Origin of the sequence: Salinimicrobium sediminilitoris, assembly GCF_020866905.1 — a bacterium.
Lineage (GTDB): Bacteria > Bacteroidota > Bacteroidia > Flavobacteriales > Flavobacteriaceae > Salinimicrobium > Salinimicrobium sediminilitoris.
Genome location: NZ_JAIVCC010000005.1, coordinates 579563 through 600093 on the forward strand (window position 1 = coordinate 579563; position 20531 = coordinate 600093).

At 41.7% G+C, this 20531-nt stretch carries 15 protein-coding genes; 3 read left to right on the top strand and 12 right to left on the bottom strand.

The window, feature by feature from the left end:
* Window positions 1-347 precede the first annotated feature (347 nt).
* Window positions 348-911 carry a hypothetical protein gene (locus tag LA313_RS07750; RefSeq protein ID WP_228914108.1) on the bottom strand — a complete coding sequence of 188 codons (564 nt, stop codon included), beginning with the start codon at window positions 909-911 and terminating at the stop codon, window positions 348-350.
* Window positions 912-1041: 130 nt separating this feature from the next.
* On the opposite strand from LA313_RS07750, the gene LA313_RS07755 reads away from it, so the two are divergent.
* Entirely contained in the window at window positions 1042-1995 is a 954-nt protein-coding gene (locus tag LA313_RS07755) for an NAD-dependent epimerase/dehydratase family protein (protein ID WP_228914109.1), read from the top strand.
* Between the two features lie 58 nt (window positions 1996-2053).
* On the opposite strand, the gene LA313_RS07760 is transcribed toward LA313_RS07755, so the two are convergent.
* The 10 genes from LA313_RS07760 to LA313_RS07805 all read right to left on the bottom strand — a co-directional run bounded on the left by LA313_RS07760 (window position 2054) and on the right by LA313_RS07805 (window position 15951).
* Window positions 2054-2248, bottom strand: coding sequence for a cold-shock protein (locus tag LA313_RS07760; RefSeq protein ID WP_228914110.1), 195 nt, complete (start codon window positions 2246-2248; stop codon window positions 2054-2056).
* Window positions 2249-2351: 103 nt separating this feature from the next.
* Window positions 2352-2603, bottom strand: a complete 252-nt coding sequence (locus tag LA313_RS07765; RefSeq protein WP_228914111.1) for a hypothetical protein — start codon at window positions 2601-2603, stop codon at window positions 2352-2354.
* Window positions 2600-4393 carry a chloride channel protein gene (locus tag LA313_RS07770; RefSeq protein ID WP_228914112.1) on the bottom strand — a complete coding sequence of 598 codons (1794 nt, stop codon included), beginning with the start codon at window positions 4391-4393 and terminating at the stop codon, window positions 2600-2602. The genes LA313_RS07765 and LA313_RS07770 overlap by 4 nt, the downstream gene beginning before the upstream one ends.
* Before the next feature lie 58 nt (window positions 4394-4451).
* A complete protein-coding gene (gene aspS / locus LA313_RS07775; RefSeq protein ID WP_228914113.1) occupies window positions 4452-6200 on the bottom strand; it encodes an aspartate--tRNA ligase in 1749 nt (582 codons plus the stop codon).
* 932 nt (window positions 6201-7132) lie between these two features.
* Window positions 7133-7954, bottom strand: a complete 822-nt coding sequence (proB, locus tag LA313_RS07780; RefSeq protein WP_228914114.1) for a glutamate 5-kinase — start codon at window positions 7952-7954, stop codon at window positions 7133-7135.
* Complete coding sequence (locus LA313_RS07785) at window positions 7938-9134, bottom strand: glutamate-5-semialdehyde dehydrogenase (RefSeq protein WP_228914115.1); 1197 nt, start codon at window positions 9132-9134, stop codon at window positions 7938-7940. Before LA313_RS07785 ends, proB begins: the two co-directional genes overlap by 17 nt.
* 132 nt (window positions 9135-9266) lie before the next feature.
* Complete coding sequence (locus LA313_RS07790) at window positions 9267-12719, bottom strand: efflux RND transporter permease subunit (RefSeq protein ID WP_228914116.1); 3453 nt, start codon at window positions 12717-12719, stop codon at window positions 9267-9269.
* Window position 12720: 1 nt separating this feature from the next.
* Complete coding sequence (locus tag LA313_RS07795) at window positions 12721-13893, bottom strand: efflux RND transporter periplasmic adaptor subunit (RefSeq protein WP_228914117.1); 1173 nt, start codon at window positions 13891-13893, stop codon at window positions 12721-12723.
* A 22-nt stretch (window positions 13894-13915) separates the two neighbouring features.
* The gene (locus LA313_RS07800) at window positions 13916-15346 is read right to left on the bottom strand and encodes a TolC family protein (protein WP_228914118.1); all 1431 of its coding nucleotides are present in this window, start codon (window positions 15344-15346) and stop codon (window positions 13916-13918) included.
* Complete coding sequence (locus LA313_RS07805) at window positions 15343-15951, bottom strand: TetR/AcrR family transcriptional regulator (protein ID WP_228914119.1); 609 nt, start codon at window positions 15949-15951, stop codon at window positions 15343-15345. The genes LA313_RS07800 and LA313_RS07805 overlap by 4 nt, the downstream gene beginning before the upstream one ends.
* 144 nt (window positions 15952-16095) lie before the next feature.
* Here LA313_RS07805 and LA313_RS07810 point away from each other — a divergent pair, with 144 nt between their 5' ends.
* The gene (locus LA313_RS07810; RefSeq protein ID WP_228914120.1) at window positions 16096-17070 is read left to right on the top strand and encodes a polyprenyl synthetase family protein; all 975 of its coding nucleotides are present in this window, start codon (window positions 16096-16098) and stop codon (window positions 17068-17070) included.
* Here LA313_RS07810 and LA313_RS07815 read toward each other — a convergent pair.
* The gene (locus LA313_RS07815) at window positions 17067-17603 is read right to left on the bottom strand and encodes an alpha-ketoglutarate decarboxylase (protein WP_228914121.1); all 537 of its coding nucleotides are present in this window, start codon (window positions 17601-17603) and stop codon (window positions 17067-17069) included. The two genes, LA313_RS07810 and LA313_RS07815, sit on opposite strands and share 4 nt — an antisense overlap.
* A 113-nt stretch (window positions 17604-17716) precedes the next feature.
* Here LA313_RS07815 and LA313_RS07820 point away from each other — a divergent pair, with 113 nt between their 5' ends.
* Window positions 17717-20509, top strand: coding sequence for a 2-oxoglutarate dehydrogenase E1 component (locus LA313_RS07820; protein ID WP_228914122.1), 2793 nt, complete (start codon window positions 17717-17719; stop codon window positions 20507-20509).
* Window positions 20510-20531 lie beyond the last annotated feature (22 nt).

Genomic DNA, 20531 nt, shown 5'->3' on the forward strand with positions numbered 1-20531 from the left:
TTTGTTTTAAGAATCTAAATTCCGGTAACAGGGATACCTGTGCATTGCCTTTTTCCCCGACTCTGACTGGAATAGAGAGAAACAGGGAAATTCTTCTCATTTTATGAGATCATTTAGTACATCAAGAACCCCGTTTTTTCACTTAAAGTTAAGAAAGAGGAATAGCAGGAGCGGCCATTTAACGACAGTTTAACCTTTTAAAAGGCAGAAAATTGAAAGGGAAAATATTTAGAGATTAATTACGGAAGTATCTCTTTATCACAAGATAACAACTTCTTTTATGGCTTGCCGGGAATATGGAAATTTTGATGTAAACCCGATACCTCCCAAAGAGGTTCAATAGTAATTTATCTGAAAAGTGGAACAGTCCCTGTGCTGTCGGGTTCCATGGATTCTTCGAACTCCTGGTCGAGTTCGGTCTCAAAATTCTCGGGAGTCTTCAGGAAGAGTTCGTTGAGTTGCAGTTTAAAATTGTCAAATTCTACAACAAGATCTCCGGCAACATCAAAGATCTCATCGGGGTTCTTCTGTTTTTTGGTGGAAAGTTGGTGCAATACCTGCGCCTTGGTATAAAGTACATTGGTGCGTGCCTCCACGGCTGTACTGCGCAGCGTATCGGGAATGGAGGTGTTCAGATTTTCCATGATCTGTACCAGATTATTAGAGGCATCCATAATATCCATACCGGTACTGTTCTCCAGGTTTTGAATTTCATTTTGAGCAGTTGCATATGCCAGCCATTCTCCTGCCACCTGTCTTGCCTCGGGCAACAGGTTTACGGTTCGGGTACTATTATGTTCCAACCGCTCGGAAAATTTTCTTTCAGACTGCACTTCAGAAACCTTTGCCTCCTGCTTTTCGGCACAGGAGAAAAGGGCGATCAACGTAAATAGCAAAAGAAATTTCCTCATTTTTTAAAGGTACATTTTAAAAGCAATTTTTAGGGTCGCTTTTGTACAAATTGATATATGTTTTAAGACTGCAGAATTCTTCATCTTTCCTGAATTCAATATCTTTGTTTACTTAGCAAACAAAAATTTTATGGCTTCAAAGATATTGATAATTGGTGCATGCGGACAAATAGGAACCGAACTTACTATGGCCCTTCGGGCAAAACGTGGGAATGAGAACGTCATCGCCTGCGACATTCGTGAGGGAAACAAAGAACTGATGGCTTCCGGCCCTTTTGAGATTGCCGATGCTACCAATTACCACCAGATCGAGGACCTGGTAATACAGTATGAAATCGATGAGGTCTATCTTATGGCAGCTATGCTTAGTGCAACAGCCGAGAAGTTTCCAATGAAGGGCTGGGCTTTAAACATGGATTCCCTGTTCCACGTTCTTAACCTTGCAAAAGAGGGAAAAGTGAACAAAGTTTTCTGGCCCTCCAGTATTGCCGTTTTTGGACCCACCACTCCTAAACATGACACGCCGCAAACTACTATTATGGAGCCTTCAACAGTGTACGGTATAAGCAAGCAGGCAGGAGAACGCTGGTGTGAATATTACCATAAAAAATATGGTGTGGATGTGCGCAGTATTCGATATCCGGGACTAATAAGTTATAAGACACTGCCGGGTGGTGGTACAACAGATTATGCAGTGGAGATCTATCATGAAGCTTTGAAAAATGGCAAATACACTTCATTTCTAAAGGAGGATACCGAACTACCTATGATGTTCATGGATGATGCCATAAGAGCTACGATATCCCTTATGGATGCTCCTTCAGACAAAGTGAAGATTCGTTCTTCGTATAATCTTTCCGCCTTAAATTTTACTCCAAAAACGCTTGCAGAGGCTATTCAAAAGCACATACCAGAATTTGAGATCTCTTATGATCCGGATTTCCGGCAGGCTATAGCCGATTCCTGGCCATCAAGCATAGATGACTCCAGGGCCCGGGAAGACTGGGGCTGGAAACATGAATTTGACCTGGAGAAAATGACTTCAGGAATGCTGGAGGGTATCAAGGAAGTACATCATGTATAAAACAAAAAAAGTCCTGCACACCGTGCAGGACTTTTTGATTGAGTAAAAACTAATATGATTAGTTGATCACGCGCACTCTTGTTGCGGTCAATCCTTTTCTTCCTTCTTCTTCCTCGTACTCAACTTTGTCTCCTTCATTAAGAGTTTCTCCATTAAGTCCGGTAACGTGAACAAAGATGTCTCTTCCTGTGTCGTCGTTCGTGATGAATCCGTAACCTTTTGATTCATTGAAAAATTTAACTGTACCTTCCATTTTAAAAAAAAATAATAATTAATAAAGTACAAACATAATCTAATAATTGAAACAGGGGGTAATCAAATTGTTATTTATTTCTAAAAATTTTAAAATGTGGCAGTTACCTCTCTTTTCTGTCTTTCATTTTTTTTAAGTTTTCATCGGAAAGAGTGTAGTCTTTCAATTTTTTTCCCCTCCAGCGAAGTACCAAAAACATAGGCAAAAGGATAAATACACTGGCAAGTACTGTGAGGCCAATGATTCTGTTTCCTAAAGCCTGGTCATTCTCCACTTGCATTACATAAAATCCCACAAGGAAGGATATTCCAATTAAAACGGCTACAATCTGGGTAAGTATTCCTAAAGTTCTCATACAGTTACTTCTATTAATTTCTTCCTGTAAGCAGTAAGAAGTTTTGATTTGGACACAAATCCAAGATACTTATTCTTTCTAACTACAGGAAGGTTCCAGGCATCACTTTCCTGAAATTTTTTCATTATTGTTTTCGGGCTGTCTTTTTCCTCATCAATGGTATCGGGAGCTGTTTGCATGAGCTCCTCTATTTTTACGCTGTCGTAAAGTTTTTTATCAAACATGATCGGCCTTATGTCGTCCAGAAGAAGAATTCCCATAAAGTTATTATCACCATCTACTACAGGAAATATATTTCGGGAGGATTTTACAACTCCTTCCTTTATAATTTCTCCAAGGGTCATTCCAATTTTTAAAGGAACAAAATTTTTCTCAATGACCTGATGAATATTCATAAGCGTAAGAACGGCCTGATCCTTATTATGAGTGATCAATTCGCCACGTAAAGCCAACTCCATGGTGTATACCGAATGTGGGAGGAATCTGGTAGTGATTAAGAATGAAATGGCTGCAGTGATCATAAGTGGTACAAAGAGTTCGTATCCATGAGTAAGTTCTGCAATAAGAAAGATCGCCGTTAGAGGGGCCTGTAATACCCCGGCCATTAAACCTGCCATTCCCACCAGTGTAAAATTACTAACCGAGAGGGGGGTCTTCAGGAAATTCAAGTGGTTTAAAAACAAGGCAAAACCGTGTCCCATTGTGCTTCCCATGAACAGCACGGGAGCAAATATTCCTCCGATTCCGCCGGCATTAAACGTCAGGGAGGTGGCGACAATCTTAAAGATGACAAGTCCCGCCAAAAGAACAATTATCACCCAAAAATTATCAAGATATTCGTTGAATAAGCTGCTTCCCAAAGCCTCAAGATAATCCTCCTGGAGCAAATTGTTTATTACGTTATAGCCTTCTCCATAGAGAGGAGGAATAAAAAAAAGGAGAACTCCCAGTGCCGATCCTCCAATAAGTAAGCGGTGAAATGAAGAATCTATTCTTTTGAATAACTTGTTGATCCAGAAATAGGTTTTGGTGAAGTAAATAGAACAAAGCCCTGCTAAAACACCTAAAAGAATATAATAAGGAACATCGGCAATCTCGAAACTGTCTTTAAGACTGAAAGGCAGAATAATATCTGAACCAAAGAAAAAATAGGAGGTAAGGATAGCCGAAACCGACGCCAACAGCAAGGGTAACAACGAGGCCAGGGTGAGGTCAAGACTGAAAACTTCAATTGCAAAAATAATAGCTGCAATAGGAGCTTTAAAAATACTTGACATGGCTCCGGCCGCCGCACAACCTATTAATAAGGTTCGCGTGGCCTGATTCATATTGAAAACCCGCGAAATATTAGATCCCAGGGAGGCGCCTGTTGCCACGGTAGGTCCTTCCAGTCCCACAGATCCACCAAAACCTACCGTTATAGGTGCGGTGATCAATGAAGCGTACATTTGTACAGGCCTCATTAGACCCTTTTTTTTGGAGATTGCATAAAGGGTGGATGGTATACCGTGTCCAATGGGATGTCTAATCCCATATCTCACAATAAGAATTGTAATGGCAAGGCCTACAATTGGGAATATGAAGTAGAAGGCATGGTGATAATTTACAATTAATTCCCCCTCAAGCAAACGCTGTATAAAATGTGTTAAGTTCTTAATTAACACAGCCGCAAGACCCGAGGTAAAACCTATGAGCGCCGCCAGTATCATCACAAACTGCTGCAAAGAAAGATTTTTGGTTCTCCAGATCAAAAATCTTTTGAATAAGGGATTCCTGCTTTTTGCGTTCATATTAAAAATGCCGAAAATCACCTGTTAGTACAGAAAGTATTTTCAGGTATATTAAAGGTTAATTTGTAACCTTCAAATTTAACTCTTTAAGCTGTTCCTCATTAATTCGTGCGGGAGCATCGATCATTACATCTCTTCCGGAGTTATTTTTTGGGAATGCGATGTAGTCTCTAATGGTTTCCTGACCGCCGAGGATAGCTACAAGCCTGTCAAATCCAAAAGCTATTCCTCCATGCGGAGGGGCTCCATATTGAAAAGCATCCATTAAGAACCCGAACTGGGCCTTAGCTTCTTCGGGAGTGAATCCCAAATGGTCGAACATCATTGCCTGCGTATTCTTGTCGTGGATCCTTATTGATCCTCCTCCAATTTCGTTTCCATTCAACACCAGGTCATAAGCGTTGGCGCGAACATTACCCGGGTCTGTGTCCAAAAGTTTAATATCTTCTGGCTTTGGAGAGGTGAAGGGGTGGTGCATTGCATGATAGCGGCCGGTCTCTTCATCCCACTCTAAAAGGGGAAAATCTACTACCCATAGTGGCGCGAATTCATCAGCTTTTCGAAGCCCCAGTTCATTACCAAGGTGCATGCGCAAAGCACTTAACTGAGTTCTGGATTTATTGGCATCACCTGCCATTACCAGGATAAGGTCTCCAGCTTTGGCGCCTGTTCTTTCAGCCCAGGATTTAAGATCTTCTTCAGAATAGAATTTATCTACCGAAGATTTCAGGGTTCCGTCCTCATTGTACTTTGCCCAAACTAGTCCGTTAGCACCAATTTGAGGGCGTTTTACCCAGTCAATAAGTTTATCTATTTCTTTTCTTGTAAAAGATGCAGCCCCGGGAACAGCAATTCCCACTACCAGTTCCTGCTGATCGAATACATTGAAACCTTTATTTTTGGCCAAATCATTCAATTCCCCGAACTCTATTCCAAAGCGGATGTCCGGCTTATCATTTCCGTATTTCTTCATGGCCTCATCATAGGTCATACGAGGAAATTCGGTTACATCTACGCCTTTTATGGCCTTGATGAGGTGGCGGGTGAAATCTTCAAAAGTATTGAGGATATCTTCCTGTTCCACAAATGCCATTTCACAGTCGATCTGGGTGAATTCCGGCTGCCGGTCGGCGCGCAGGTCTTCATCCCTAAAACATTTTACGATCTGGAAATACTTATCCATTCCGCCAACCATAAGCAGCTGCTTAAAGGTTTGGGGGGATTGAGGTAAGGCATAAAATTGGCCTTCGTTCATTCGGCTGGGTACCACGAAATCACGTGCACCTTCGGGTGTGGATTTGATCAGGACAGGTGTTTCCACCTCTATAAATCCCTTTTCTGAAAGGAATTTGCGTACCTCCATAGCCACTTTACTTCGGAAGATCAATTTGTTCTTCACAGGATTGCGGCGAATATCAAGGTAACGGTATTTCATGCGCAGGTCTTCGCCACCATCGGTTTCATCTTCTATTGTAAAAGGTGGAAGTTGTGCTGAGTTAAGAATCTTTAATTCTGAAACCAGGATCTCCACATCCCCGGTAGGCATGTTGGGATTTTTTGAAACCCGCTCGATCACTTCTCCCGAAACCTGAATAACAAATTCCCGGCCCAGCTGGGAAGCCATTTTGATCATTTCGTTGGAAGTACGCTCTTCGTCAAAGATAAGCTGCGTAAGTCCATAGCGGTCGCGAAGATCAACCCATACCATGAAGCCTTTATCCCTTATCTTTTGCACCCATCCGGAAAGTGTTACTTCTTTTCCTTTGTCTTCTAATCTTAATTCCCCGCAGGTATGGCTTCTGTACATAAATTGATCTTTTTTGAAGGGGCAAAAATAAGAAGAACTGACGGGATAGAAGAGAGATTGAAAAAAGTTAATCTATAAAAATGAATTTCATTTGAGAACAGATGTCAAAAATGACATTTTTGGGAGGTATTTGACAAAACATTTTTGCCACGAATACACGAATGATTTTGTTTCGTCAATATTGTAAATCCTTTGCCACTGATGCACGGATAATCTTTTTGAAGTAGAGACCTGCCAAAGTTTTATTTCAAGAAAATTGGATCTATAATCATTACCTGATCTTTTGATATGAAAACTTTGGCAGCTCAGAATTTTTTCGCAATTGAAATTTGGAGCTTGAAATTATGAAATTTAATTAGAATCCTGTTGGCGCGGATTTGTAATCCGTGCCGTGTAAACATCTACAGCCATCTAAGGGTTGACCTATATGTTGTCCTTACGGGACATTTGATCCGCGGGTGATTCTTGTGCTACCTATATGTTGTCCCTTCGGGACAGGTCCAGATTTTATATTCTGTGCTCTTAATTATTCGCCTTCGTGAGCTTTTATGCAAGATATTTCCGTTTTCTGCATTTGTTGGCGCGTATTTGTGATCCGTGCCGTGTAAAACATCTACAGCCATCTAAGGGTTTACCCATATGTTTTCCCTACGGGACATTTGATCCGCGGGTGATTCTTGTGCTACCTATATGTTGTCCCTGCGGGACAGGAGCAGAATTTCAATTTGGTACGAATTCTCTGGGAGGGGAGACCTGCCAAAGTTCCAAGCGAGGGAGATTCAGGTAGGAATTATATTCTGGTCATCCGATATTGAAAACTTTGGCAGGTCTGGTCACTTATTGGAATTTGGGCATTGCAATTGGCTATTTTAATTAGAAAAGGCTGCACATTTCTGTACAGCCCTTTTTGTATAAATCTTTCGAATTAGGTCTTAATGACCAATCTTGGTAAAATGTACCTTGTCGTTTATGGAGTTCAGGATAAAATTATCATCGAGGCCATTAACAATCCAGGTTTCGATCTTCGCTTTTTGGGTGATCTCGGCAGCTGAAACTTTTGACTCCATTCCGCCGGTTCCATGAGTGGATTTTGTTTCACTCATCACCTCTTTTTTAAGGGCTTCAAGATCATTCACATTGCGAATGGTTTCGGGGGTTTTGGCTTCTATAGTACCTTTTTTATAAACACCATGAGTGTTGGTGGCGATGATAAAAAGGTCTACATTCAGTAAAGCTGCGGTTTGCGCCGCCAGGTTATCATTATCACCAAATTTGATCGCATCTGTAGAAGAAGTATCATTCTCATTAATGATAGGAATGTAATCATTCTCTACCAATACGTTCACAGTGTTAATGATATTCTGTCTTGACTCTTCATTGCTGAAGTCGTTTGGAGATAGCAAACATTGCCCAATCAACAACCCAAGTTCCCGGAAGCTTTCCTGGAATATTCGCATAAGGTGTGGCTGGCCAATAGAGGCAAGGGCCTGCTTTACATCAATATTTTCCCCACTGCGCTCCAGGTTCACAAACTGCTTTGCCACAGCCACAGCTCCCGAACTAATGATCACAAATTCATAATCATCTTTAAGAGTCGCAATTTGTCGACCTATATCTTCGATCTTACCTCTTGAGATATAGTCAGTTTCCTTAGTTAGGGTATTAGAACCTAATTTTAAGAGAATCCTTTTTTTCTTCTTTGGAGTTTCCATTTCTATATTATTCTGTTCTAAAATTTTATCTAGTTTGTCCATTTCCGTGTATATACCATTTATTGGTTACTAAATGCTGTAGACCAATGGGTCCACGCTGGTGCAATTTATCTGTACTAATGGCAAGCTCTCCACCAAGTCCTAATTGCCCGCCATCTGTAAACCGGGTTGAAGCATTGTGATATACAGCTGCATTATCCACATTTTCCATGAAGTTTTGTGCTGTTTTATCATCACGTGAAATAATTGAAGCCGAATGACCTCCTGAATATTTGTTGATCTTCGCAATTGCTTCGGTTGTAGAATCTACCTCCCCGATAAGCGCCTTGTAATCCAGAAATTCTTCATACCATTCATCTTCACTTTCGATTGGCCTGCTACCTTCAATGTTCTCAAGGGATTTGTCGGCAATGATCTCTACATTATTGTCTGCAAGGGATTTTTGAAGTTGTTTCAAAAATTCTTCTTTGTTCGGAAGTGCCGAATCTATAAGAACCTTGTCTACTGCATTACAGGCAGAGATCTTCCCGGTTTTTCCGTTAAGGATCACGTCAAGGGCGATATCTGTATCTGCATTTTTTTCTACGAAGACAAAATTGTTTCCGCGGCCACTTACGATCACTTGTGCCGAAGAATTTTCTTTAACGAATTTAATCAAGCGCTCCCCGCCTCTTGGAACTACAAGGTCCACTTGTTGATCTGGGTTTGCAAGAAATTCCTGAGTTTGCTTTCTGTCAAACTGAAGGTATTCAACCCAGTTTGTAGAAATGTTATTGTCCTCAAGGGCTTTATGCCAAAGCTTTACAATCTCCAGATTTGAATTAAGAGACTCTTTTCCACCTTTTAGAAGGATTTTATTACCCGATTTAAAGGCAATCCCTGCGGCTTCAACGGTTACATCGGGACGGGATTCATATATGATCATTACTGTCCCAAAAGATGCAGTTCTATTATAGACCTGCATACCGTTATCGTGCTTAAAGCTGAATCTTTCCACTCCCACAGGATCCTCCTGGGAAGCTAAATGTTTTAATGAGTGAACCATTCCTTCAATTTTGGAATCATCCACTTTTAGTCGGTCTTCCATGGCCAGATCATCACCCGAATAACTATCGAGGTCGATCTTATTTGCTTTTAAAATATTATCTTTTTCCTTTTCCACAAGATTTGCCATTGAGAGCAATACTTTGTTTCGTTCATCAATGGTTAACTGAGTGTTCATTCGTTGAATTTTAATTAATATTAAACTTTCCTGCCCCGTATAGTCCAAACACTTTGCCATAGTGGGGAATTAAAAAGAAAACCTCCGGATAATTCCGAAGGTTTCTTAATAACAGGTGTTAAAAATGCCATTTTAGGCAAGTCTTTGTTCTCTCCTGTTTCTCATTTTTACCCGTCCCCGGTTCACCAGGTACATCATAGCCGGCACTACAACAAGGGTTAAGAAGGTTGCGAAGATGAGCCCGAAGATTACGGTCCAGGCCAGCGGCCCCCAGAATATAACGTTATCCCCTCCAATATAAATTTGTGGATCGTAATCTGTAAAAAGTGAGAAAAAGTCAATGTTGAGGCCTATAGCCAAAGGAATCAAACCTAATACTGTCGTAATGGCAGTTAATAGGACGGGCCGCAATCTTGACTTACCTCCTTCTACGATCATTTCAAAATACTGGCCTTTTGTCAGGAGTTCGCTGTCCTCAAGTCCCAGGCTGTCTTTTTTGCGGTCGATAAGGATCTGGGTATAATCTACCAATACAATGGCATTATTCACAACAATTCCCGCCAGGGAAATTATTCCCATCATGGTCATGATTATAATAAAGTCCATCTGGAAAACCACCAGTCCAAGGAAAACCCCTGCCAGTGATAAAAACACAGCCATAAGAATGATCAAAGGTTTCGGGATCGAGTTAAACTGAGCCACCAAAATAAGGAGTATTCCTCCCAGACCAATCAATAAAGCCTTTAACAGGAAGGACATATTCTCCTGTTGTTTTTCCTGTTCCCCCGTGAACTCCAGGGAAATATCCTGTGGCAAATCATAGGAAGCAAGTTCTGTTTGAAGTTGCTCAACAATCGCGTTCCCATTATAGCCTTCCAGTACGTTAGAATAAATTGTTATTACCCTTTTCAGGTCTTTTCGCTTTATGGAACTAAAAGCCGAAGTGAGCTCTGTTTTTGTAACAGATGATATTGGTACCTGGACAATGTTCCCTGTGTTTTGATCTTTAAAGGTAATAGGCTGATTGAACAATGCATTTTCATTGTACCTGAAGTCTTCATTAAACCTTACGTTGATAGGATAATCTTCATCACCTTCTTTAAAGGTAGAGATCTCTTCCCCATAGATCGCCCTACGCAGAGTTTGGCCTACTGCTCCAGTAGATACCCCAAGTTGTCCTGCTTTTACACGATCGACAGTGACATTAAGTTCAGGTTTTGATTTATTGACATCAATCTGCAATTCCTCGATCCCCGGAATATTCATATTCTGGATGTGCTCCTGCAGGTTCTCGGCGGTGATCAACATCTGTTCGTAATCCTCTCCTTTCAATTCCATATTGATAGGATATCCAACAGGCGGTCCTGCAGCATCCTTTTCCACAATAATTGAAGCTCCAGGGAAACCCTGTACTGCCTCTCTAACTTCAGAAAGAACATGGCTACTTCTCACTCCGCGCCGGTCTTTGAACTCACGCATTGTAAGGGTAACCTTTCCCTTGTGCGGCATATCGTTTTGCTGGCCGCCATCTGTCTGGGGATTTCCGGCACCCTGGCCTACCTGCGAGATGGCAGATTCCACCATGAAGTTGTACCCGTCTTCATCTTCATATTTTTCGATCACCTCATACACCTGCTGTTCTACCCGTTTGGTGATCTCATTGGTCTTACGAATGTCTGTACCTTCGGGTAACTCTATGTATGTAATGATTTGGTTCGGTTCATTTTCAGGAAAGAAAAGAACTTTTGGCTGTACAATCCCTACCAGGATAAAGGAGAGGATCAACATTGCCACAGTTCCGAAGAAAACCAGATAAGAGTTTTTTCCGCGGAGAGAAAAGCGAAGTGTGGATTCATATTTTTTCTCCAGTTTTTTTAATGCCCTGTACTGGAAGAAATCCACCCACTTACTAAGGAAATATTTATAAGCCCACAGCAGGATGGCTGCAAGTAAAGAAAGGTTTCCAATCGCTCGCAGTGCACCCATATCCAGTAAAAAACCGGCGACTAATAGAATTACTCCGATTCCCGCAAAAATTGCACTTATACGAATCAGCTTTTTCTTTGTTAGTTCCTTTTCTTCAGTCTTCATGTATTCCGAGGTGAGCATTGAGTTAATGATCAATGCGACAAAGAGGGAGGAACCAAGTACTATAGAGAGGGTAATGGGAAAGTAAATCATGAACTTCCCAATGGTTCCCGGCCATAGGCCAAGCGGGAAAAAGGCTGCTAAAGTAGTGGCGGTAGAAGCGATAATAGGCCAGGCGATCTCACCAACTCCCTGTTTTGCCGCTTTTACCCTGGGTACTCCCTGGTCCATAAGACTGTACACGTTCTCTACAACAACAATCCCGTTATCTACCAGCATTCCCAGCCCCATTACCAGTGCAAATAATACCATGGTGTTAAGGGTGAAACCTATACTTGAAAGGATTATGAATGATAGGAACATAGATAAGGGAATGGCAAACCCCACAAAAAGCGCATTCCTGAAGCCCAAAAAGAACATCAATACCACCACAACCAGGATTACCCCGAAAATAATGTTGTTCACAAGGTCGTCCACCATATTCTCTGTAGTGGTAGACTGGTCATTAGAGAAACTTATTTGAAGATCGTCGGGAAGATAATTCTCCTGTTCTGTCTTCACAATTTCCTTGATGTCACTTATCGCTTCGATCATGTTCTTCCCGCCGCGCTTTTTGATATCAAGCATCACTACAGGTTCTCCATATTCACGGGCAAAGGTGGTAGGTTCCTGCTCCTGGAATCTTATTTCGGCAATGTCTCTTAAAAAGACATTTCCATCTTCTCTTTTTACAATAACATTTTTTAACTGGTCGGGGTTTGTAACCTCTCCCAGGATACGTATGTTCTTCTGAATACCTCCGGTGATCACATTCCCTCCAGAAATGGTTTGGTTTTCCATACTCACTGCACTAATGATGTCCTGGAAACTCACTTTAGAAGCGGTCATTTTATAGATGTCTACCGCGATCTCTACCTCTTTTTCCTCGGCTCCCCTTACAGATGCCTCTTTTATCTGCGGAAGCAGTTCGATCCTGTCCTGCAAATATTCGGCGTATTCCTTCAATTTTTGCACAGGATAATCCCCTGTGAGGTTTACGTTGAGGATAGGCATTTCTTCTGAAATATTGAGGTCGAACACATTGGGTTCTACCTTGGCACCATTATCCAGAGTGGGCCAGGTGGTTGCAGCTTTTTGCTGATCCACCTTGTCTTTTACTTTTTGCTTAGCCGCATCGATCGTAATATCTTCATCAAATTCTACGATGACAAGCGAGTAATCCTGAAGGGTAGTGGAAGAAATATCCTGTACCCCGGCAATGTTGTTGAATTCCTCTTCGAGCGGTTCGGTGATGAACTTTTCAACATCTTCGGCAGAGTTCCCGGGATTGACGGAACTCACATATATTTTAGTCTCAATTACTTCCGGAAATGATTCCCGTGGCATGCTGTAGTAAGACATCAATCCACCAATGAAGATGATGGCAATGATGACGTACACCGTCATGCGGTTATCAATAGCCCAGGAAGAAAGTTTAAAATCTTTATCTAATTTCATTTTAGTTCGTTGCGTTTCGGTTATCCATCTCTACCTGTTCTCCTTCCTGAATGCTTCGTGCCCCACTGGTGATAAGCAGGTCGCCCGGTTGCAGGCCTGAAAGCACTTCCACAGCACTGTCGTAAATAAGCCCTGTCTCCAGAATTCTTCGCTCGGCTACGCCTGTGCTGTCGGTTTCTTTCTTAACTACATACGCCACATTTTCTCCGGCAGAATTCTTCTGGATCACGTTCTCGGGAATGATAATTGCATTTTCTGAAGTGTAGTCGTTTATGCTTACTGTTGCAATAAGATTTGGTTTGATCTGTTCTGTATTTTGAGGTACAGCTACCTGGATCTCGAAAGTACGGTTGTTCGGGTTTACAAAATTCCCCACCTGTTTAACAGTACTGGTAAAGGAAGTTCCCGTGGCGGCTATTTCAACCATTACTTCTGTTCCTACTTCAATTTTACCCAGGTATGACTCCGGTACTGCCGCAGTGATATACATATTGGAAAGATTGATCAACCTGAACAATCTACTTTGACCGGGAACTACAACTTCTCCCTGCTCGGTAAAGATCTCGTCGATCACCCCACTAAAAGGAGCTTTTACAACAGTTTTTGCTAATTGAGATCGCATTTGGTTAACCGAATTTTGAATTGCTTCATAATTGGTCCTGGCTTCAAGATACTGGATCTCGCTGCCAATGTTTTGTTCCCAAAGTCTCTGCTGCCTTTCAAAAGTAGTTTTGGCCAGGGTTTCCTGAGCTTCCATTTGCGCCAGCTGACTTCCTAATCCGCCTTCGTCAATTCTTGCCAGAATTTGCCCTTTTTGAACCCTGTCTCCTTCATCTACATTCACAGTAATGAGAATGCCAGAATATTCAGGATAAATGGTGATATTCTGTTTGGTTTCAACATCCCCCGGCAATTCAACATAATGTTTAAAAAGAGAATCTGTTATCTTTCTTACACTCACGAGGGTGAAGTCATTGTTAGAGTCTAATTTTTCAATAGCTGCATCCAGTTGAGCAATTTGAGAAGACAATTCACTTTGCTGAGCACTTAAGTTGGCTTTTTTGGCTCGTATTTCGCTCAGGTCTCCTGATTCTATAACCTTCTCAACAGAATCATTTTTTCCGCAGGAAACAAGAATGAGGAGACTTACTATAATTAGGCTTAATTTTTTCATTTTTCAGTGATTCGTATTTTGATTAGTCTTCTTCAGAATAAGTTTTTGTGCTTAGCACGTTTTCAAGTTCTACTTTATTATTTATCACCTCCAGCATAGCCTGCAACAGGTTTTGCTGGGCGCTATAAAGTTGTCTTTGTGCCTCGCTAAGTTCAAAGCTGCTGGCAAGCCCTTCAAAGAATTTGATCTGGTTCTTGTTTTCGATTCTCTCTGCTAACGCCAGACTTTCCTGCTGAGCTTCAAAATTTTCAAGGCTAAACCTGTAGTCGGCTTTTGCTGCATCTATTTCAAGGGAGATCCTGTTTGTGGTTTCCTCGAGGTCAAGCAGAGCCTGCTCGTATTCGAGCTGTTTTTGTTTAGTACGCGCATTCCTCATTCCGCTGCTAAAGATTGGCACATTTAAAGTTACGCCCAGGATAGACTGCTGGTAATACTCCTGGTCATCATTAAGAAATGTGAAAGAGTCACTGTAGCCTGAAGTCCCGTAGTTTAAAAAGCCGGTTAGTTGAGGTAAGGCCTTTGCCTTTTCAAGCCGCACAAAGATCCTTGCAGCTTCAGCAGAATTTTGAGCTATTCGCACATCTATATTTTCCTCAACTGGTATGCTTTCCTGTAGTAGTTGAAGATCATAAAATTGTAGCGCAAGGGTGTTGAGATCATCTGTAGGGATCACAGGCCGGTCAACAGGGATTCCCATAGCCATATTGAGCAACTGGTAAGAGATCTCCAGCATACGCCTGCTGCGGTTGAGGTTGTTCTCAAGGCTAAGGCGGGTGATCTTTAGCTGCTCTACATCTTCCTCCTCTGCCAGGCCATTTTCAAAAATTTTCTGGGTATCCTCAAGGTTTCCGGTGACATTTTCAAGGTTTTTCTCCAGGATGTCCACGCTTTCCCGCGCCATGAGTACATTGCCGTAGGCGTTGATTACTGCCTTTCTTACCTCGAGGTCGGTCTTGGTTTTGGCATTTTTAGAGATTTGTAGTAAGGTGCGGGCAGATTGTACACCTACAATATAGGAGCCGTCAAAAATGAGTTGTGACCAGGTGGCTGTTGCAGTAACATTTTGTTTGGTCCCAAACCGTACCGGGATAAAACCCTGGGGAGCATTCACAGGCTGGTCATTTCTTTGAGTACCTTCAAAATATTCCTCAACTACGTCAATAGTAGCCTGCGTGTTATCAAAAGCAGCTGCAGGTAAAAGCGTTACCGGCTGCTTCAGGAAATTTTGGTAATCTACGCTTCCATTGATTTGCGGTAAACCCTGGGAAATTATTTCCCATTTTTGAGATATTGTTTTCTCGACTTCCTTTTCAGATTTTAGAGAGGAATAATTGTTTTCAAGTCCCAGGGCAATCGCTTCCTCCAGTGACAGAGCCAATTTTTCAGGATCGGGTTCCTGTGCCAGGGCGTTAATACAGAACAGACTGCTGAATAGAAATATCAATTTTTTCATTTTGTGCTGCTTGTGGTTAAATATGTTTCCAGTTTTTTTAATCCTTTGTCGGTAACAATGGCTCGCAGGTGATATTCCAGGTGCATTTCCGTCAATTCGTTTACATGAAATTCCCCTTCATCAAAGAAATCATGGTCTTTGATTCCTACAATTCCCATGAAATAGATGCGGCTTGTGAAGGCCACAGGGATATCACTTCTGTACACTCCATCGCGAATTCCTTTATGAAGATTTTCTTTTGTGAGTTCTTCCAATATATGTTTCTGCTTCTCCCGTATCGTGGTATAGATCTTAGGGTAATATTTTTGAAGTTGATATTGCGGAGAGGATTTTTTGTCCTTGAGATTCTGGCAGGCGAAATCTTTTATTTCGAAAAGTTCCTCAATAGGATCTTTTCGATCATTTCTTATGGTCTGTATGCCTTCAGAGATTTGTTCAAAGACATACATTGCCGTTTCTTCAATTAATTTGGACTTAGTTGAAAAGTTAGCATAAATAGTCTTTTTAGAGATCCCCATTTCTGCCGCTATCTCATCCATAGTCACGCTTTTCACCCCAAGGGTGAGAAACATTTCGGCGGCTTTTTCTATAATTTGATCTTTCAAGATTTTATTTTTTGAGCCTGCAAAGATACAAATGGAAACTAAATAAACAATTAAAGTTTCCTAAGTTTTTACACCGAGATTTTCTTAGTGACGAAAAAGAGAGGATTTTCTCCCTGTTTTGGTATTTTAGCGCAAAAAATTTTTATGCTCTCAGTAGACCGGTACCGCGAAGAATTTGAAGAATACCTTTCCCGGAAAATTATAAAACAGGAACCTGCAAATTTGTATGATCCTATGGTTTATATTCTTAGTCTGGGCGGGAAGCGAGTAAGGCCTGTGCTGGTACTCATGGCGGCCGAGATCTTTGGGAGTGACTATAAAAAAGCTCTTGATGCGGCCCTGGCCATTGAGGTTTTTCATAATTTTTCCCTTGTACATGATGATATCATGGATGATGCCCCTTTGAGGAGAGGTAAGCAAACGGTACATGAACGGTGGGATATAAATACGGGAATACTTTCCGGCGACGCTATGCTCATCAAAGCCTATCAGTTATTCGAGAATTACCCCGGAGAAACCTTCAGACAACTTGCTGAGTTGTTTTCAAAAACAGCTATTGAGGTCTGCGAAGGCCAGCAATACGACATGGATTTCGAAGTTCTGGAAAAGGTACAAATAGATGAGTATCTTAAAATGATAGAATACAAGACAGCTGTTCTTGTAGGAGCTTCTTTGAAAATGGGTGCTATTGTGGCAAATGCTTCCGAAGAAAATAGTAAAAAGATCTACGAATTTGGGCGCCTGCTGGGAATAGCTTTTCAATTGCAGGATGATTATCTCGATGCTTTTGGAGACCCGGATTCCTTTGGTAAACAGGTGGGCGGCGATATCATTGAAAACAAAAAGACCTTTCTTTACCTCACTTCCCTACAGCAGGCGGCTTCCGGTGAAGCTATTCAGCTGGAGCATTTGTATTCCATAAATCCGCCAGATCCCGCATCAAAAGTGGAGACTGTAAAAAGCCTTTTTGAGAGCAGTGGTGCGGCCGAACTTACCCGAAAGGAAATTCAGAAATACACACAACAAGCCTTTGCTGTGCTTGACGAATTGCAGATAGAAGAAGACAGAAAAAAGCTGCTTTATAACTTTGGTAAAGGTTTGATGAACAGGCAGGTTTAGAAATAAATACTCACAAAGGGCATAAAAGCGTTAGCGTAAATGCTCTTTTCATCATCATACAATACATCATATCGCACCCCTATGGTGATTGGGCCGGTAAGATAACCCAGACCCAGGAAAAGAGCAGGGTACCAGTAGTCATCGGAGATATTGGCGCCGTCAAATTTAAGATCCCGTGAGACGTAATGCTCTTCGAATTCTGCGGAAAGCTGCAAAGGGTTGAATGGCCGCAGAATACCAATTGCGCTTGCTCCCACGGTAAATGAAGAGAAACGGGAAGTATTGTTATAGGAGCCGGTAAGGCCTACTCCGGCCGATGTGTAACGGTTAAAATCATAGATGGCCTTTGGGGCTATAAAACCACCGAAGTACCCATTACTAAAATTAACTCCCAAACTTCCGCCAAAACGAACGTCCTCCCAAAAAGCCTTTTTTGAAACCCCGCTCTCCTGTGCAACTAGATATGAATGAGAGGAATAAAGCAAAATTATTAAAACTAAAATCCCTGTTCTATTGCTTAAAAATGAGGCCATGATGTTAAATGTTTTAAAGGTAAAAGGTAAATATATTAAATGCTCCTATGCTTCTTTTTTAAAAATTGTACTTTTGTAACGTTTTACAAAAAAGAAACAGGTAGTTTCATCTTATGGACAAATATTCATTTTTAAATGCCGCACATACAGCCTATTTCGCTGAACTCTATGATCAATATCTACAATATCCCGACAGTGTAGAACCTAGCTGGAGAGCTTTTTTCCAGGGATTTGATTTTGGTCTGGAGTCTTCTGGAAATGGCCAAACCTTTGTTGAACATCCCGAAAACGGGGAGCCGATAGAAATGAGTGATTCGGTTCTTAAGGAGTTTCGGGTGGTGAAGTTGATCGATGGATACCGTACCCGTGGCCATCTCTTCACAAAAACCAATCCCGTAAGGGAACGCAGAAAATACAGTCCCACTCTTGATATCCAGAATTTTGATCTTGATGAAGGGGATCTGGAAACGGTTTTTAATGCAGGGGAAATTCTAGGGATAGGACCATCCACTTTAAGGCAGATCATTAAACACCTTGAAAAGGTTTATTGTGATTCCATAGGGATAGAGTACATGTATATTCGAAAGCCTGAACAGGTAAAGTGGATTCAGGATAGGTTGAATATCAATGAGAATCAGCCTTCGTTCACCAAGGAGCAGAAAAAACATATTTTAAAGAAGTTAAATGAAGCAGTTTCTTTCGAGAACTTTCTTCATACTAAATATGTAGGTCAAAAACGTTTTTCTCTGGAAGGAGGAGAAAGTTTAATCCCTGCACTCGATGCTATTATCGAAAAGGCTGCCGATCTTGGCGTGAAAGATTTCGTTATGGGAATGGCCCATAGGGGACGTCTTAGTACCCTTACCAATATTTTTGGGAAGAGTGCAAAGGATATCTTTACGGAATTTGACGGAAAAGATTACGAGCAGGACATTTTTGACGGGGATGTGAAATATCACCTGGGATGGACTTCCTGCCGAACAACCGACAGCGGGAAGGAGATCAACATAAATATTGCTCCCAATCCTTCTCACCTGGAGACCGTAGGAGCCGTAGTGCAGGGGATCACCCGTGGAAAACAGGACCGCCATTACCAGAAAAAAACAGATGCTGTTCTACCTATTATTGTACATGGTGATGCTGCAATAGCAGGCCAGGGGATTGTTTATGAAATAGTTCAAATGGCACAGCTGGAGGGATACGCCACCGGCGGTACCATACATATAGTGGTAAACAACCAGGTAGGTTTTACCACCAATTATCTTGACGGTCGTTCCTCGACCTATTGTACAGATGTTGCAAAAGTGACATTGTCTCCTGTGCTTCATGTGAATGCAGATGACGCCGAGGCGGTTGTACATGCTATCCTATTTGCCCTTGACTGGCGAATGACCTTTGGAAGGGATGTTTTTATTGACCTTTTAGGGTATCGAAAGTATGGGCACAACGAAGGGGATGAGCCAAGATTTACTCAGCCTAAACTTTATAAGGCTATTGCCAGTCATCAGAATCCGCGGGATATTTATTCAGAAAAGCTTAAGGCGCAGGGGGTCATTGATGATACCTATGTTCAAAAGCTGGAGGAAGAATATAAGGCAAAACTTGAAGAGAACCTGGAAGATTCCCGAAAAGAGGAAAAGACAAGGGTTACTCCATTTATGCAGGACGAATGGGAAGGATTTGAACATGTAGATGAATCCCGTATGATGGAAGAGGTTGACACAACCGTGGATATGGAAGTGCTTACCGAAGTTGCCAATGCAGTTTCCCAATTGCCTGCCGACAAAAAATTCCTTAGAAAAATAAAGAAACTGGTGGAGCTACGTCACACCATGTTCTTTGAAAACAACAGTCTTGACTGGAGTATGGCCGAATTACTTGCGTATGGCACGCTCATTAAAGAAGGATATTATGTGAGGATGAGCGGACAGGATGTGGAACGGGGAACTTTTTCTCACCGCCATGCCGTAGTTAAGGTAGAGGACAGTGAGGAGGAAATCATACTTCTCAATCAAATTAAAGGGGCGACTTGTGATACCAAGGAAGGTTCTTCCTGTGATTTAAAAATATATAACTCTCTGTTATCTGAATATGGAGTAGTAGGCTTCGATTACGGGTACGCAATGGCGAGCCCTAATTGCTTAACCATTTGGGAGGCGCAGTTTGGAGACTTCAGCAATGGAGCGCAGATCATGATCGACCAATACATTTCTGCTGCCGAAGATAAATGGAAACTACAAAATGGACTGGTTATGTTCTTGCCACATGGATATGAAGGCCAGGGAGCAGAACATTCTTCAGGAAGAATGGAAAGATACCTGCAGTTATGCGCTAAGGACAACATGTTTGTTGCCGATGTGACTACTCCAGCCAATATGTTCCACCTGCTTAGAAGGCAGATGAAGGTGAATTATAGAAAACCTTTAATTATTTTCACTCCAAAAAGTCTGCTAAGGCATTCGAAAGTGGTTTCGACAAAAGAAGAGTTTGCTAATGGTACTTTTCAGCCACTTTTAGATGATACGGCGGCCGATGTAAATAAGGTAAAATCTCTTGTATTCTGTACCGGGAAATTTTATTATGACCTGCTGGAGCGCAGGGAAGAATCTGGACGTGATGATGTCGCGTTGGTGAGACTGGAACAACTATTCCCATTGCCAACAGATCAAATTAAGAAGGTTATTGAGAAATATAAGAATGCCGATGATGTGGTGTGGGCACAGGAAGAACCTAGAAATATGGGGCCTTATGGACATTTACTATTGCATCTTGAGGAGGCAAAAAGCTTCAGAGTTTGTAGTAGAAAGTTTTATGGCTCACCTGCAGCAGGTAGTTCTGTGAGATTCAAGAAACGTCACGAAAAAGTTATCGAATCTGTATTTGATAAAACCGTTGAGGTAGTTTAATTATTATTAATTTTCAGCCGGT